Annotated in this window: 12 protein-coding genes; 8 read left to right on the forward strand and 4 right to left on the reverse strand. The window is 62.0% G+C overall.

Annotation, left to right across the window (positions count from 1 at the left end):
* Positions 1 to 122: 122 nt before the first annotated feature.
* Complete coding sequence (locus tag AC5RT3_RS17480) at positions 123 to 1004, reverse strand: glycosyltransferase family 2 protein (protein WP_494050815.1); 882 nt, start codon at positions 1002 to 1004, stop codon at positions 123 to 125.
* Positions 1005 to 1168: 164 nt separating this feature from the next.
* On the opposite strand from AC5RT3_RS17480, the gene AC5RT3_RS17485 reads away from it, so the two are divergent.
* The 7 genes from AC5RT3_RS17485 to AC5RT3_RS17515 all read left to right on the forward strand — a co-directional run bounded on the left by AC5RT3_RS17485 (position 1169) and on the right by AC5RT3_RS17515 (position 10010).
* Positions 1169 to 1924 carry a glycosyltransferase gene (locus tag AC5RT3_RS17485; protein ID WP_494124763.1) on the forward strand — a complete coding sequence of 252 codons (756 nt, stop codon included), beginning with the start codon at positions 1169 to 1171 and terminating at the stop codon, positions 1922 to 1924.
* On the forward strand, positions 1903 to 2859 hold the full coding sequence (locus AC5RT3_RS17490) for a glycosyltransferase (protein WP_494124764.1): 957 nt from the start codon (positions 1903 to 1905) through the stop codon (positions 2857 to 2859). The genes AC5RT3_RS17485 and AC5RT3_RS17490 overlap by 22 nt, the downstream gene beginning before the upstream one ends.
* A gap of 54 nt (positions 2860 to 2913) precedes the next feature.
* Positions 2914 to 3957, forward strand: a complete 1044-nt coding sequence (locus AC5RT3_RS17495) for a hypothetical protein (protein ID WP_494124765.1) — start codon at positions 2914 to 2916, stop codon at positions 3955 to 3957.
* A 27-nt stretch (positions 3958 to 3984) separates the two neighbouring features.
* Positions 3985 to 5217 (forward strand): lipopolysaccharide biosynthesis protein, encoded by a 1233-nt coding sequence (locus tag AC5RT3_RS17500; protein ID WP_494124766.1) that lies wholly within the window; start codon positions 3985 to 3987, stop codon positions 5215 to 5217.
* Positions 5214 to 7187 (forward strand): DUF6541 family protein, encoded by a 1974-nt coding sequence (locus AC5RT3_RS17505; RefSeq protein ID WP_494124767.1) that lies wholly within the window; start codon positions 5214 to 5216, stop codon positions 7185 to 7187. The genes AC5RT3_RS17500 and AC5RT3_RS17505 overlap by 4 nt, the downstream gene beginning before the upstream one ends.
* Before the next feature lie 67 nt (positions 7188 to 7254).
* Positions 7255 to 8319 (forward strand): substrate-binding domain-containing protein, encoded by a 1065-nt coding sequence (locus AC5RT3_RS17510; protein ID WP_494124768.1) that lies wholly within the window; start codon positions 7255 to 7257, stop codon positions 8317 to 8319.
* Positions 8316 to 10010 (forward strand): DUF2142 domain-containing protein, encoded by a 1695-nt coding sequence (locus AC5RT3_RS17515; RefSeq protein WP_494124769.1) that lies wholly within the window; start codon positions 8316 to 8318, stop codon positions 10008 to 10010. Before AC5RT3_RS17510 ends, AC5RT3_RS17515 begins: the two co-directional genes overlap by 4 nt.
* A gap of 257 nt (positions 10011 to 10267) precedes the next feature.
* Here AC5RT3_RS17515 and AC5RT3_RS17520 read toward each other — a convergent pair whose 3' ends face one another.
* A complete protein-coding gene (locus AC5RT3_RS17520) occupies positions 10268 to 10735 on the reverse strand; it encodes a GtrA family protein (RefSeq protein WP_494124770.1) in 468 nt (155 codons plus the stop codon).
* Positions 10736 to 10808: 73 nt separating this feature from the next.
* Here AC5RT3_RS17520 and AC5RT3_RS17525 point away from each other — a divergent pair, with 73 nt between their 5' ends.
* Positions 10809 to 12407: a DUF2142 domain-containing protein gene (locus AC5RT3_RS17525; protein ID WP_494124771.1), complete on the forward strand. Its 1599-nt coding sequence runs from the start codon at positions 10809 to 10811 to the stop codon at positions 12405 to 12407.
* On the opposite strand, the gene AC5RT3_RS17530 is transcribed toward AC5RT3_RS17525, so the two are convergent.
* Positions 12408 to 14432, reverse strand: coding sequence for a glycosyltransferase (locus AC5RT3_RS17530; protein ID WP_494124772.1), 2025 nt, complete (start codon positions 14430 to 14432; stop codon positions 12408 to 12410).
* A complete protein-coding gene (glf, locus tag AC5RT3_RS17535) occupies positions 14429 to 15616 on the reverse strand; it encodes a UDP-galactopyranose mutase (RefSeq protein WP_494050826.1) in 1188 nt (395 codons plus the stop codon). The genes AC5RT3_RS17530 and glf overlap by 4 nt, the downstream gene beginning before the upstream one ends.
* Between the last annotated feature and the right edge of the window lie 138 nt (positions 15617 to 15754).

Genomic DNA, 15754 nt, shown 5'->3' on the forward strand with positions numbered 1-15754 from the left:
ACAAAGCTCGAGGGCCTGAGCCCGGTGCAATACCGTGCTCAGGCCCTCGCGGCTTAGGCTCTTACTTACCCAGTCCAACTTTCGGGGACCAGTTCAATGGGCGTCCCTTTTCTTTGCGACCTCTAGCTCACAATGTGCTTGGCGAGGCGGGGCAGCGAATCGAACTTGCCCTTCTGGACCGACTTCAGGATCAGGGAAGCGGCGTTGAGCCGGGATGTCGTGTGGAAACTTGCAGCCCGGGCAGCTCCCTTCCAGCCCAACTTGCCAAAACGCTCGGCCTGCTCCTGGAAGAAGCGCCGCTCCTCATCAAACCGCCTGCCATCCAATGCACGCACCGATGAATCAGACGCCGAATGCCGGCGGTACAGGAATGCCAGGACCGGATCCACAACCATGGAGCCGTGCTCGGCAGCGATATCCAGCAGGAGTGCGAGGTCCTGGACCACGTCCAGGCCTTCGGTGAAGCCGATGCGCTTCACCGTCTCCGAACGCCACGCCAGCGAGGGGAAGTAAGCCCAGTCCGCGCGGACGAGGCTGGTTGCCATTGCCTCCCCCTTCAGTTCGATGCGCTCACTGGTCTTCGGGGCATAGACCTTCTTCACTGCATCCACCAGGGGGGTGCAGGCAATACCCTGTTCGTCGATCACCTGGACACCCGGCTGGACGACGTCTGCCTTGGGGTATTCCTCAAAGGCGCTGACCACAACGTCCAGATAGTTGGGGAGCATGATGTCGTCGGCACCCATGATGACCACATAGGGTGCTTCGACCAGGGTCAGTGCCTTGCGGTAGTTACCGTTGGCACCGAGATTCTGCTCGTTTTTCATGTACGTGACGCGGGGGTCCGTGATGGTTGAAAACCAGCGTTCGGGTTCCGGATCGGGGTACCCGTCGTCGATGACAACAAGCCGCCAGTCCTGGTTCTCCTGATTCATCACGCTGCGGGCGGCGAGCTTCATTTGATGGACATCGCCGTAGTACGGCAACATTACGTCAACGGTCATGGACCTGAGGTTCCTTCCGTGGTTTCCGCTCGAAGAGCTCGGCGGCTGCGTCCCCTCGAGTATAGTTGACCGGCACCCGCGTCCTTCCCGGCAAGCGCAGCTTGCTAGACTGCTTGGGACCTGCCCGCCCCGCTGGCACCGCCCGGAGGCACGAGGAGAAACTTATGGAGCCCGCATCCGCCCCAAACCCGCGCGTCAGCGTGTGCATGGCGGCATATAATGGCGCCCGCCACATCAAGGAACAAATCGACTCAATCCTGGCGGAAATCGGACCCCGCGACGAGTTGATTGTCGTCAACGACTGTTCCACCGACGAAACGCCGGCCATTGTGGCCGGAATGAACGACCCGCGGATCCGGCTGATCCAGGCGGAGCGGAACAACGGCTACGTGCGTACGTTCGAGTGGGCCCTCACTGAGGCCCGCGGCGAGTTCGTCTTCCTTTCGGACCAGGACGACGTGTGGCTGCCGGGCCGGGTGGAGCGCATGATCTCGGCCATGGACGGCAAGGACATGGTGGTCAGCAACTGCAAACACTTCGATGGGCCCCTGGGACCATTCCATGAGATCCGCCTGCGGCCCGAAGATTCATCACACACCGTCCGCAACATCCTCGGCATCCTGATCGGGTACCGGCTTCATTGGGGATGCGCCATGGCAGTGCGGCACAGGCTCCTCCAGCAGGTACTGCCTTTCCCGCCGTACATGAAAGAGTCCCACGACCAATGGCTGGCCACAGTGGGCAACGTTAACCGCTCCATCGTTTACCTGGAAGAAGACACCATCCTGCATCGTTTACACGGTGAAAACCTGACCCCACACGGCATCCGTTCCGCGTCCAAGATCCTGAAGGCGCGGATCGTCTTCCTCCGCAACGTCTATGAGGCGGTCCGGCGCGCGTGGCGGGCCAGGGCAGCGTGATGGCGCCCGAAGAGTTTGCAGCAACCCAGCCGTCACGGGACGTGTGCGGAGTCGTTTCGGCGTTCAACCCCGGCCCGGAAAACGTGGCCAACGTCACCTGGCTCCTGCGCTTTGTTGAGCACGTGGTGGTGGTCGACGATGGTTCACCCAGCGACGTCTCACAGTCGCTGGAAGAGATGGAGCGGGCGGGTGCTGTTGTCATCAGGCTCGGCACCAATTCCGGGATTGCGCGCGCGCTGAACGTCGGCATCAAGGAAGCCATTTCCCGCTGGAATCCTGAATGGGTTGTGACCATGGACCAGGACTCGCGGTTCACCGGCGACTATGTGGCTTCGGCGTTGGCTACGGCCTGTAACTCCCATGAACCGGAAACGGTAGGGATGGTCTGCGCTGAATCACACAACAATATCCCCCTGCCAACCTGGGGCAGCCAGGACGAACCCCAGATTTTCGATCCGATGACCAGCGGCACCCTGGTGCGCAGCAGCTCGTTCAAGGCCATAGGTTTTTTCGACGAGGGCTTCTTCATTGACTGCGTGGATTCAGAATTCAATGCCCGGCTCCGGGAGCGTGGACTGCGCGCCCTGGCTGGGAAGGGTTGCGACCTGGAGCACAGCCTGGGCAATGCACGTCCAATGAAGATCCTTGGCTGGCATGCACGGGTGGGCTCCAAGAAACTCTATGTCTACTACCACGCACCGTTCCGCGTGTACTACATCACACGCAACTCATTGATTCTCGCCCGCCGTTACGCCCTGAAACAGCCGACGTGGGTCCTCCGCCGGATCTACATGGAGATCCAGAGCCATGTTGTCAGGTTCGGATTTGGCCCCAACCGGAAAAAGCACCTCGTCGCCGCGCTGGCGGGCGTTCGCGATGCTCTCCGCCAGAGGATGGGCAAGATCGACGACTCCCTCGCCGCCCGGCTGCGGTAGCAATATTCCACCATTCAGCAGTGCCCTGGCCCGGCCGAGACCGAAAGACCAGTCATGACCACCACTTCAGGAAAAATCTTCGTCCTCTACCACAAGGGATTAAGGACCGGAGGCCCCGAAGCCCTTCACCAGCTCGTGGATATGCTCCGGGAGCTTGGGCAGGATGCCTACCTGGTTCCGCATCCCCACACGGCCCACAATTCGCGGGTGGAGCAGTACAGCGTCTACAACGCGCCCGAGGCTCCTGAAATCGTGGACGCGCCGGAAAACGTGGTTGTCTTCCCGGAAACCTACATCTATGAAATGCCGAAAGTTAAGCTCGCACGGCGCATGTGCTGGTGGCTGAGCATCGACAACTCGCTCACGTTCATGGCGGAGAGGATGTGGCAGCGCAACGCCTCCGGGCTGCTGGACAAGGCGAAAGAAGGCGCTGTTCCCTACGCGCGGATGTGGAAGAACAGGGTGAACCCCGGCATGCTCCGGAAGGACCGGGATGTGGTCCACCTGGTCCAGTCGTCCTACGCCTGGGCCTTCATCGCCACGCGCCTGGACGTCGTACCCTCTCTGCTTTCCGACTACACGCCAAACGCCGAGTTCCAAAGCAAGCCCGAGTCGCCGCGCAACCGGCAGCTGGTCACCTACAACCCGGCTAAGGGCGGACACCTTATTGAGGCCGTGAAGGCGCAGTGCCCCTCCTCCATCGAGTGGCGCCCCATCGCGGGGATGACCAGGTCCGAGGTTGTGGCAACACTGCAGGGATGCGGTATCTACCTCGATTTGGGGCACCACCCGGGCAAGGACCGGATGCCCCGCGAGGCGGCCCTGTCCGGTGCACTTACTGTGGTGGCCCGCAGGGGTTCGGGGGCCTTCTATGCGGATGTTCCTGTTCCCTGGGAACACAAGATCACGCCGGGCCGCGAGGAAGTGCCGGCAGCTGCAGCCATGCTTCCCCAACTCATCGACAACTTTGACGCCGAGGTGGCAAAGCAGGACACCTACCGGACGGCCATCCTCAACGAGCGCTCCAGGTTCAAGAGCGAAGTGGAAGATGTTTTTGTGCGGGGCCGGCTTGGCAAGGATGCGTATGACTACCTGTAGTGCGTGCCCCGGGCCAGGGGGACGGGCATGATCAAAAGGATCGCAGCGTTCGCCGGGCTGCCACTGCTGGGTTCGCTGGCGTCGTTCATCCTTCTGCCGATCATTGCACGCGTGGGTGGCGCCCCGGCTTGGAACTCCCTTGCCGTCGGCCAGGCGGTGGGCGCCATTGCCGCCATCGTCATAGCACTGGGATGGCCGCTCACGGGACCGGCTGCCGTGGCATCGGCACAGGAAGAGCACATACGACGGCGGCATTACGCGGTCAGCTTCGTGACCCGTTCCTTCATGTTCCTTTGCATTGTGCCCCTTATGGCGCTCGCCCTGATCTTCACCAGTGGCACCAACCAGTTTTGGGTCGCCTTCCTGATGGCATGCGCCCAGGCTGCGTCCGGCCTCACCCCGGCCTGGTACTGCATTGCGACCGGACATGCGGGACGGATAGCAAAGTACGACGTAGTTCCGCGGATGATTGCCACCCTTGGCGTCATACCGCTGCTGTTCGCAACGGGTGAGATCTACCTCTACCCCCTGGTGCTGCTGGCACTGGGTTTGGCAGGAACATTGTGGTTCAACAAAGACCATTCGAACCGCGAGGATTTCAAAGGACTCACTCCGCCCGTCGTGCTGAAAGAAATCTGGGGACTTCGGGCCGGCGCAGGTATTACCGTCGCCGCCGGGGCCTACGCCTCCACGCCTGTGCTGGTGGTGCAATTTGCCGCTTCAGCCGCCGGCTTGGCCGCCTTCGTCTCTGCAGAGAAGCTTTACCGTATCGGGCAACTTGCCACGGCAGCCCTGGGTAACAGCCTCCAGGGCTGGGTGAGCGAGTTCGGTGCTGACCACCGGCACCGCAGGAAGTTCTCGCTTATGGCGCTTACCGGGCTGGGCCTTACCGGCTGGTTAATTATGGCCCTGCTGGGACCTTGGGCCAGTGCGTTGCTCTTCGGTTCAGCATTGGCCGCCGACTTCTGGACGTGTTTCTGGTTTGGCCTGTCATTCCTGCTTGTCTGCGTGACAACATCCACCGGCGCCCATTGGCTGGTGCCGGCGAAGCGGATGCGCGTTGTATTCTCCAGCACCATCACCGGCGCGGTGGTGGGCCTGCCCGCCATGATCATCCTTTCCGGCCTCATGGGCGGCCCGGGCGGCGCCCTTGGCCTGGCGATCGGCGAAATAGCGGTCACAGCCATACAGCTGCGTGCGGTCCTGCAGCTCCTCCGGGACAAGGCGCAGGAGGACAGGACCGAGGAAGTACCTTCGTGAGCTGGATCGGTATCCTTCCCGCGGTGGTAGTGACCATCCTTCTGTTCTATATCCCCGGTGCTGTAGTGGCGGCATGCCTGAAATTCCGGCTGGGCGGCATCCTCGGCCTTGCACCGCTTCTGTCGACGGCGGCTGCCGGACTTGCGGGAGTACTCGCCGGGATGCTCGGCATCCCGTGGAGCGTCCTGCCGTTTGCCGCGGTGACGGCCCTGCTTGCCGGCGCCGCCTTGCTGGTCACACGAGGTCTCCGCCGGCGGATGGCGGGCGCGCCTCCCCGGCGGCAGTGGTTGCCTTTCGCTGCCATGGCCCTTGCCACTGTCCCTATTACCTGGCGCTTCGTCCAACTGGTCGGCTCACCGGAGCACCCGTCCCAGGTTTTCGACAACGTCTTCCATCTGAACGCCATCCGGTACATCCTGGACACCGGCAACGCTTCGTCCCTGAATCTCGCGTCGCTCCAAGGCGTCTCCGGCTTCGATGCCGTGTACCCTGCCGCGTGGCATTCGTTCGCGGCGCTCCTGGTCCAGCTGGCCGCCGTCGACATTCCTACGTCGCAGAACGTGCTCAACCTGGTCCTTTCGGCCATCCTCTGGCCGGCGTCGTGCCTGTTCCTGGTGGCTAAGACCATCTCGCGCCGGCCCGCCGCCCTCGTGGTGGCGTCAGTGATCGCTGCGGCCCAGGTCGCCTTCCCGTTCCTCATGATCGTCTGGGGTCCGTTGTTTCCGTATGCGCTGGCACTGAGCATGATGCCGGCGGTCATAGCCTGCCTTGCGGCAGTCGCCCGGCTTGGCCGTACGCGGACCGACCCGCTGCGCAGCTGGGTCTCGGCACTGTTCCTCGCGCTGGCGGGACTTGCCTTTGCACACACCAGTTCGATCAACACGACCATCGCCGTGAGTTTTCCGATTCTCGGGCTGCTTTGGTGGCACCTGGCGAGGAACACCAAGTTCCAGGCCAGCGTCCTGCGGGCATGGCTCTTCATCGGCGGGACCCTGCTCACCCTTGTGGTGGCAGCCGCTTTCTGGTTGAAATTGCGCCCTGCCCCCTACGACAACTGGGGTCCGACGGTGAAGCCGGGCGCCGCCGTCGGGGAAATCCTGACTGTAAGCCCCATGCAATCGGCCATACCGGCGCTGGTTGTTGCCATTCTCTCGGTTGCCGGTTTGCTCACAGTCTTCCAAACCCGAAGATTGCGTTGGCTGGCAGCCTGTTACGGCGTCGTTGGTGCGCTGTACGTGGTGGCCGCTTCGTTTCCCAAGGGTGCACTGCGCGATGCCCTCATCGGCACCTGGTACCAGGACACCTACCGGCTTGCTGCCCTGCTGCCGCTGTTCGCAACCCCGCTTGCAGTTGTGGGCGGCCTGCGTCTCTGGGATTCCTGGCGGAACTCCGCTGCTGCCCGCCGCCTGCACGGCACGCTGGAGCGGCGGTTGCGCTGGCTGGCTAACCGGGGAGCGGTTGCCGGGGCCGTACTCGCTTCCGTTGTCTTCGCACTGCTGGCGACATTCGCCGGCCCGGTCACGCACTATATTGGCGGTGCCTCCACTGTTTACCGGTTCGACGCGGCCTCAGAGCTGCTGACCCCGGATGAGCTCGCGCTGTTAAGGCGTCTCCCACATCATGTTCCTGCCGATGCGGTAGTAGCCGACAATCCGTGGAACGGCAGTTCCCTTGCCTACGCTTACACAGGCCGGCGGGTCTTGACCGCCCACCTGTTCGCGGAAAAGGACCAGGACGCAATCCTGATTGATGAACACCTGAAGGACACACCGGATGATGCCCGGATGTGCGAAGCATTGAAAAGCAAGAACGTACGGTACGTGTTGGACTTCGGGAGCCGATACCTGCTAAATCTCCCCGGATCCCGGGAGTATCCAGGCGTCACCGACATCGGGAATGCTCCCGGCTTCACCATGGTCGACTCACAAGGCTCCTCTGCCCGGCTGTACGAAATTACGGCGTGCGCATGACAAACCCCGTGCACCATCGAACGTTGGCCTGCCTCAACTTCCGTGGCACGGGCACTAGGCTGAAAGGGTGATTCCCGTTTCTCTCCGAGCAAAAATAAAGGCTGCCGCCTTGTTGTCGGGGCTCTTGTCCCTGTCTGCGTGTGCCACCACTCCCCCGGGCACTGTCCAAGGTGCCCTTACCGGAATCGGCAGCAACGCTGCCCAGGGCGCAGTCAGCGCATGGGGCCTGGCATGGGGCAGTGCTGTTAAAGGCACCTCGGTGAGCTTTTCGCCCGACGGTTCCGCAGCCGGGCTCAAAGCCCTCCAGGACGGACAGGCACATTTCGCGGTGGGTTCCGCGCCACTTACCCCGCAGGAAGCCACAGCTGTTCGCGGCATGTGCGCGCCTGGCGGTGCCATATCGGTGGCGGCGGGGGTTTTGCCTGTAGGCGTAGCCATCAAAATCAAGGGCGTCAATGACGTGGTGCTGGACGCCCCCACCCTTGCCGCCATCCTGCAGGGTGAAATCACGCGCTGGAACGATCCCCGAATCCTTGGCCTGAATACCGGAACGGACCTCCCCGACCTTGAAATCACGGTCATTGCACCGGAAGGTCCTTCGGATACGGTACGTCCGGTGAATGACTACCTCACCCGGGAGGCAGGTGTTGCGTGGGAGCCGGATTCCCAGGACACTTGGCCGTCCACGGTTATAGGGCAGGTATCGTCGCCGCCACTGGATCTCGCAGACAAGCTGGATGATACCAACGGCGGGATTTCCATCCTCGACGGAAGCATCATCGGCAACCGCTTCACAGCAGCGCAACTCGTCTTTGACGGCAAGCCGAGGCGGCTCCAGGCCTCCTCCGTCGTCGACGCCGTCACTACCGGGGATGTGGACTCGTCCCCGCACGGGGTGGTGCAGGAATTGGACGGGGCCTCCGGCTACGCGTTGGGCACCGTGATTTATGTACATATGTGCCGGGAATACTCCGAGCCCGCCTTGACGCGCTTGAGCCGGTCCCTGGGCCAGAGCCTCCTGAGCGAAGACGCGCAGAAGAACGCCAACGCCTTCGCCTTTGTCATGTCACCCAGCAAGACAGCAGTAAGCGAAGCCCGTGCACTGATCGGCACCAATGGAGACGGACAATGACCCTTTTCTTCAACAACGTCCGACGCGGACTTCCACGTCCCTTGCCGACGTTCGGGCTCCTGGCCACAATCTTTGCCCTGTTGTTCGGGCTGTGGGCGGTTGCCACCCCGCTTATGGGGTCGCCCGATGAACCCGCGCACACGATCAAGGCCGCCGCGGTGGTACGGGGCCAGGTCCTGGTGGAAGAAGGTACTTCCTTCGGCCACGGCGTCCATGTCCGGGTCCCTAACTACATCGCCAGCCTTCATGCCCAAAGCTGCTATAAATTCAACCGGGCACAAGCAGCCGATTGCGCAGCGCCGGTCTATGCGGACGACACTTTCACGAATATCGGCGTAACCTCCGCCGGCTCCTACAATCCGATGTACTACTGGGTGGTTGGGCTTCCCACTCTGTTCATGTCCGGTGCCCCCGCGATCTATGCCATGAGGCTCGTCAGCGCGGCGCTCTGTGCTTTGTTCTTTGCCGCCGGGTTCACCGCCCTGACAGAACTGCGGCGCCCCAAATATCCCGTCCTTGTCGCGGCCCTCACCATGACTCCGATGATCCTGTTCCTTGGAGGAGGCATCAACCCGAATTCCCTCGAAATCGCAGCCACCATGGCAGCCTTTGCCGGTTTCGTTGTGGTGCTGGACAACTGGCGCAACACAAGACTGGTCCTGCCTGCGCTTGCAACTGTCGTGGCCGCAACGGTGGTACTGGCAAACGCACGGCAGATTTCCCTTGTATGGCTGCTGTGTGCCCTGATCGTCGGCGTCTGTTCGTTCCGGCTGCGCCGCACGCTCGCTGTTTTCACCGACAGACGTGTGCTGACCGCCGTCGCGGTGGCCGTCCCGGGCGCTTTGCTGGGATTCCTTTGGATGTACGTTGCAGCCAACGGGCCGGCGAACGTAGGCGTGGCACCTGAGGGAATCGCGAATCCGCACCCGGATGCCCCCCTCTACCGCGGCTTCATGATCATGCTTGACCGGACCTACGATTTCTTCCCGCAGTACATAGGCACCATGGGATGGCTGGACACCCCGGCACCGGAACTGGTGACGCTTGTCTGGGGCGGTCTGATGGTCGCAGCGCTAATTGTCCCCTTCTGCGTCCGCCCCCTCCGCAACTGGACGGGCTACTGGGTGGCCCTGGCCATGCTCTACCTGGTCCCTGCGCTGCTGCAAACGGCCCTGTGGCGCGGCATGGGATTCATCTGGCAGGGCCGGTATACGCTGCCGCTCGTCGTCGTGCTGTTCGTCAGTGTTGGCTTGGGGCTCCGGAAGCTTCGATTCCCGACCTCCCCGGTTGCAGTGCACATTTCGCGGGTGTTGTTCTGGCTGATTGTTTTTTGCCACACCCTGACGTTCGTTTACGTTCTCCGCCGGTATGTGGTGGGAATCAGTGAGATTGCCAACTGGCAAACGCTCTTCTCTTCACCGGACTGGCAGCCGCCCCTCGGGTGGTTCACGTTGACGGCGGCCTATCTGCTGGTCACTGCTGCCGGAGTTCTGCTCCTGTTCCGCTACCTCCACCCGGGCCAGCCGCTTATTGTCCGGGCTGCCGCTGCTGGCGGTAAGGGCCTGGGACGGCTCAGGGCGGGCGGGCAGCATGAACAGCCGCAGATGGGCGGAGGGACTATCACCCCCGCGACTACCGGGGACCGTATTACTTCCGGATCCGGGGTATCAGCAGGACCGGGCCAGTCCTAGGTTCCAATCCCCTGCGAGGAGGAGACAAAACGTCCTCCTCGGCGGACGGCGTACAAAGCTACAGCCCCCTTTACCCTGGTAAAGGGGGCTTCTTTGTGTCGTCCGGCGGTACGGTCTCGGATTCGTCTGGGCTTGGCCTCAGGGCAGGAATCTAGTCCCCAGCCGTCTGACCACTTAAAGTCACGGGGTACCTGGCCGGTGGAGCTGGAGGAGCAACTTCTGGCGTGTTCAGAAGGACCCGCCAGTCAGCAGCAGCGTTATTCTCCGGAATCCCGCTTGAAGATCCAGTGGCGGTACAAGAAGTAATTCCAAACCGTGGTCATGACCGTGGCACATGCCTTACCGATGAGGTAGGACCAGCCGATGGCATCGAAGCCGGTCACCACGAGGTCGCTGACTGCGATGTTCACAATCACCAGCAGGATGTACTTGACGGCGGAAACGCTGCCCTTGTTGGTGGCCCGGAAGGTGAACATTCTCTGCAGCAGGAAATTGAACACCAGGCTGACGACGAATGCGATAGGTGTCGCAAGCCACAGTGCCACACCGAAAACCTCATGAAGCAGAGCAAGAAGCCCCAGATCAAGGGCGAAGGAAAGGCCGCCGACAAACAGGAACCGGACAACAGCGTTCTGGTACAGGCCGATGGCAAGCCCGGGAACTGAAGGGGGCGCGTCGACAGGCGATTGAGGAGACGACGATGCACCAGAAATAGAACTGCGCATCGTTGTTATCCTCCCCAGAAGCTGGAGCGCACAGATTTAAACCCCGTACGTCCAAAGTATGGTTAAACCTATCATGCAAAATTCCCTCACGCCGACGCTGCGGCGCCCGCTCAACTCCTCCCTGCCCGACAGAAAACGCCCTTCGCCGCTGCGCGTTTTGTTGGTGTCCTGGCTTCTGTTCGGTTGCATCGGGACCCTTTGGAGCTTCGCTTCCCCCCTGATGTCCATACCCGACGAACCCGCACACGCCATCAAGGCTGCGGCCGTCGCCAGGGGACAGTTCAGCGGTGCCAGTACTGGTGTCCAGGGAGAACGCCTGACCGTCAACGTTCCGGGTTATGTGGCCGGCCTCGACGCCTACAAGTGCTTCGCCCATCACCCCTATCTGACTCCGGCGTGCGCGCCGCCCATCGATGCGTCAGACCGAGGCCCGGTACCTGCACAGACTTCCGCTGGAAACTACAATCCGGTGTATTACGCCATCGTTGGACTTGGTAGCCGCGGTCTCAGTGGCGAGCCGGCACTGTACGCGATGCGGCTTATCAGCGCATGGCTGGTTGCGTTTTTCCTCGGGGCGATAATGTCCGCAGCATCGTCGCTGCGCCACTACCACCGGCCCGTCATAGCCAGTGCAATCGCCCTCACTCCTGCTGTCTTCTTCCTGTCCGGCTCCGTTAATCCGAACGGCCTGGAGATCGCGGCAGCGGGTGCTGTCTTCATGAGCCTGTGTGCCATATTCGAGCGGACTGCCGCCGGAATGCCTGGTAACAGGCTGCTCTTTGTCAGCGCAGCGCTGTCCGGGAGCCTGCTGGCCCATACCCGCCCGCTTTCCCTGCTCTGGCTTGCAATCGCCGCTGTGTCCGCTATTCTCTGCTTCGGAATCAAAGCGTTTATTCGAACTCTTGCGGTCCGTGGTTTCCAGCTGGCCGTCCTGGCCGTCGGCCTGTCAAGCGTGTTTGCCCTGTGGTGGGTGCTGTCCGCCAAGAGCTTTGACAGCCTGCTCGCTGGTGCCCCGTTACCGGCTGAGGAAGCCGCTGTTGCCATGCTGGACAAGACCGTGTTCTTCATGGTCGAGTACGTTGGCGTTCTCGGCTGGATTGACACCCTGCCTCCACCGGCTGCGGTTTATGCATGGGTCCTGGGATTCGGCGCCATGCTCTTCCTGGCTTTTACGGCGCGCCCTGTCCGGGGACGTTGGGTGATGGCCTTGCTGACTTTGACCGTCATCGTGGTCCCTCTGGCCCTGCAGGCCAGTTCCAGTGAGAAGCTGGGATGGATCTGGCAAGGCCGTTACACTCTGGCGATGGTTGTCACGCTGATCCTGGCTGCAGGAGTGACCACCCGCTTCCGCCGCTTCAGGGTCACTCCGTGGACAAAGTCCATGGTGCGGTGGGGTTTGGTGCTGGGAGCCCTGGCCCACGTTTATGTGTTCATGGAAGGACTCCGGCGCTACACGATCGGCGTCATGGACCACGTCAACTGGACGGAGATGTTCCAGCCGGAGTGGCAGCCGCCGGGTACCTGGCAGCTGCTCGCCGTCGCCTACCTCGTGCTGCTGGCCGTCAGCGGAACGTTGCTGTACCGGCTATTGACGGCAGCGCCTGCCTGGCGGAGCAGGCTGGCAACGCCGGCTACTACTGCCCGGCCAGCCGTGCATACGCACAGCGCTTAGTCAGCTGGAAGCCGCAGCGCTCCTGGCGGCGGGGCCACCAGCGTGGTCCTGCCCCGGGGCAGCTGCTTGGAAGGTCCTGCGCCAGGAGTCCATTGAGACCAGTTCCGGCAGGGCGGTTTTATAGGCCTCAGCGAGGCCGTCCCACTCTTTGTACAGCCGGGCATGCTGGCTTGCCGACTGCTTGAGCATCTCCCTGAGCTTCCGGGGGTCACGCTTATACCAGGACGCCGCGGTTCCCTCGGCATTGGACACAACCACGGAGTCGTAGTGCGCGATCCGGAACCAGCGGTTATCGATATGGGCAAGGTACGCCTGCGGGCGTTCCAGGGATTCCCGTGAAGGCCGCTTCAGTAGTTGCCGGGCCACTGTGGTGACTCCCCACTGGACCATGTCCTTCTTGGCCGGCATTTGGATGTCCACGGAGGTGGACAGCCCGGCACCCAGTGCCGGAGGGGGAAATTCGTCCACGTCCTCCAGCATCTGCGCGTCCGAGTAAGCGCCGCGGCGGGCCAGGATCTCGGCGAGCTTGCCGTGCAGTGAGGGATGGAGGTGCCCGGGGCCTGCCAGCAGGTCTGCCCTGGCGCTCAACCGGTTATGGACCGTGAAGTACTGGAGGGATACGAGGTGCTTGACGTCTTCCTGGAAGGACTCACGAAGAACGTTGCCGCCCTTTGGGTGGGGGCTGTGCAGCAGTGCGGTGATGAGCCTGTTGCGGTTGTGGAAGTATGCCTGCCATCCGACAAGATCGTCCTTGTCGATCCAGGAGATATGCCAGAGCGCCGCCCCGGGCAGGGACACAGTCCGGAATCCGGCGGCTCGTGCACGCAGGCCATATTCTGAATCGTCCCACTTGATGAACAGCGGGAGGGGCAGTCCAACCTGCCGGATGACGGAGGTGGGAATCATGCACATCCACCACCCGTTGTAGTCGACATCGAACCGCCTGTGCAGCCAGGGGGTTTGCCGAAGGTTGGACACGCTGAAGTCGTGCCGCATCTGCATATCCCGGTGGGGCTGGCTTGGGGAGAAGCGGCGGGAATCTATGGTTTCACCCATCGAGTACAGGGTGCTCCGGCTGTAAAGGTCGAACATGTGTCCGCCGACGATCGTGGGGCTCTTGCACCTGCCCGAAAAAGCCATCATCCGCATGATGCTTTCCGGTTCCATGACCACGTCATCATCCAGCAGGAGGACGTAGTCGCTGCCGTTTTCCACGCCTTCGTACATGCCGCGGGCGAACCCTCCGGAGCCGCCGAGGTTAGCCTGGTCGATGACGCGGAGCTTCTGACCGAGCAGGGCGGCTACTTCCGCAAACCCCGGCTGGTCGGCAACCTTCCGCGAGCCCTGGTCGACGATGATCACTTCCTTGGCGAGTTCCAAGGCTTCGGGATGGCCAGCGAGGGTCCGGACATTGGCCAGGCAAAAGTCCGGCTTGTCCATGGTGGTGATCTGGATTGTCACCGTTTCCCCGGTCCTCACCGGCGGCGGGCCCTCCCACCGTGCCTCCTTGAGGACGAGGTCTCCCCCGCTGGAGGCCAGATCGAACCAGTACCACCCGCCGTCGCCAAACGGCTTGATGGACAACTCAAATTCGGTGCGCGCGTCATTCTCAACCCTGGCACCATCCACGCGTTGGATGGTGCCGCGGGCATTTGACTTGTAGACGGTAACGGATCCCCGCCCGGCCGTCTCCACCACCAGGCGGATGTCCCGAAGGTGGGTCCAGCGGCGCCAGTAACTGGCAGGAAAGGCGTTGAAGTATGTTCCCAAGGAGAGCTGCTCCCCGGACCGCACCCGGACTGATTGGCGCGACAGCAGATCGTCCACGTGCACTTCGCGGGTATTGGAACCGACGAGGTGCAGTTTCTGTTCAACGGGTTTGGGGTTCCTGGCGAACTCATCGCTTTCCTTGAAGCGAACCCCGGTTGCCGGGCCGGCATCCGCATAGAGGGACATAGTGTCCACCCCCGACTCCGGCGGGAAAATTACCCTCTGAAGTGTTGACCAGCCCGGCGCCGCACTCATGCGTCGACGCCTCCGCTTTCCAGCTTGACGCCGCTCTCGAAGTGCGGCCGGATCTTGTTGTCGAACATGCTCAGTGCCGACCCGATGGCCATGTGCATGTCAAGGTACTTGTAGGTTCCGAGGCGTCCGCCGAACAGGACGTCCTTTTCAGCGCCCGCAAGGTCGCGGTACTTCAGCAGCCGCTCGCGGTCCGCAGTCGTATTCACCGGGTAGTACGGCTCATCGCCCTTTTCCGCGAAGCGCGAGAACTCGCGCATGATGACGGTCTTTTCCGTCTGGTAGTCGCGCTCCGGGTGGAAGTGCCGGGGTTCAATGACGCGGGTGTAGGGGACGTCGGCGTCGTTGTAATTGACGACGGACGTGCCCTGGAAGTCCTCCATGTCGAGTACCTCCTCCTCGAAATCGATGGTGCGCCAGGAAAGGTCACCTTCGGCGTAGTCGAAGTAGCGGTCGACAGGTCCCGTGTAGACGACAGGGATGTTGCCCACAACCTTGTTCTTGCTGTACTCGTGCGACTCGTCAAAGAAGTCCGTGTTCAGGCGCACCTCGATGTTCGGGTGCTCCGCCATCTTCTCGATCCACGCCGTGTAGCCGTTGGTCGGCAGTCCCTCGTACTTGTCGTTGAAGTACCGGTTGTCATAGTTGTAGCGCACGGGAAGGCGCGAAATGATCCCGGCAGGAAGATCCTTCGGATCCGTCTGCCACTGCTTGCCCGTGTAGTGCTTGATGAAGGCCTCGTACAGCGGGCGGCCAATCAGCTGGATGCCCTTGTCGTTCAGGTTCTGTGGATCTGTACCGGCGAGCTCACCGGCCTGCTCCTGGATGAGCTCCCGTGCTTGGCCCGGGGTCATGTTTGCGCGGAAGAACTGGTTGATCGTGGCGAGATTGATCGGCAGCGAGTAGACCTCGCCCTTGTGCACCCCGTACACCTTGTGGACGTAGTTCGTGAAGGTGGTGAACCGGTTGACGTACTCCCACACCCGCTCATTGGAAGTGTGGAAGAGGTGCGCCCCGTAGCGGTGCACCTCAATGCCGGTCTGCTCTTCTTTCTCGCTGTAGGCATTGCCGCCGATATGGTGGCGGCGGTCGATGACGACGACCTTAAGGCCGAGCTCGGTAGCGGCCTGTTCTGCGATTGTCAGGCCAAAAAAGCCAGACCCAACGATGACAAGGTCAGCGGTCACAAAATCTCCTGGTTTGAATGCGGGCAGCGCAATGATGCGCATTGTCTGCTGTTCTAGCCTACCCGAGGCATCGCGGCGCCCGTCGAATCAGCGGCCGGTCACGCCACCGGCGCTCGGCACGCGTAGTTGTCCACATAG

The organism is Arthrobacter sp. Y3221159, assembly GCF_059089885.1.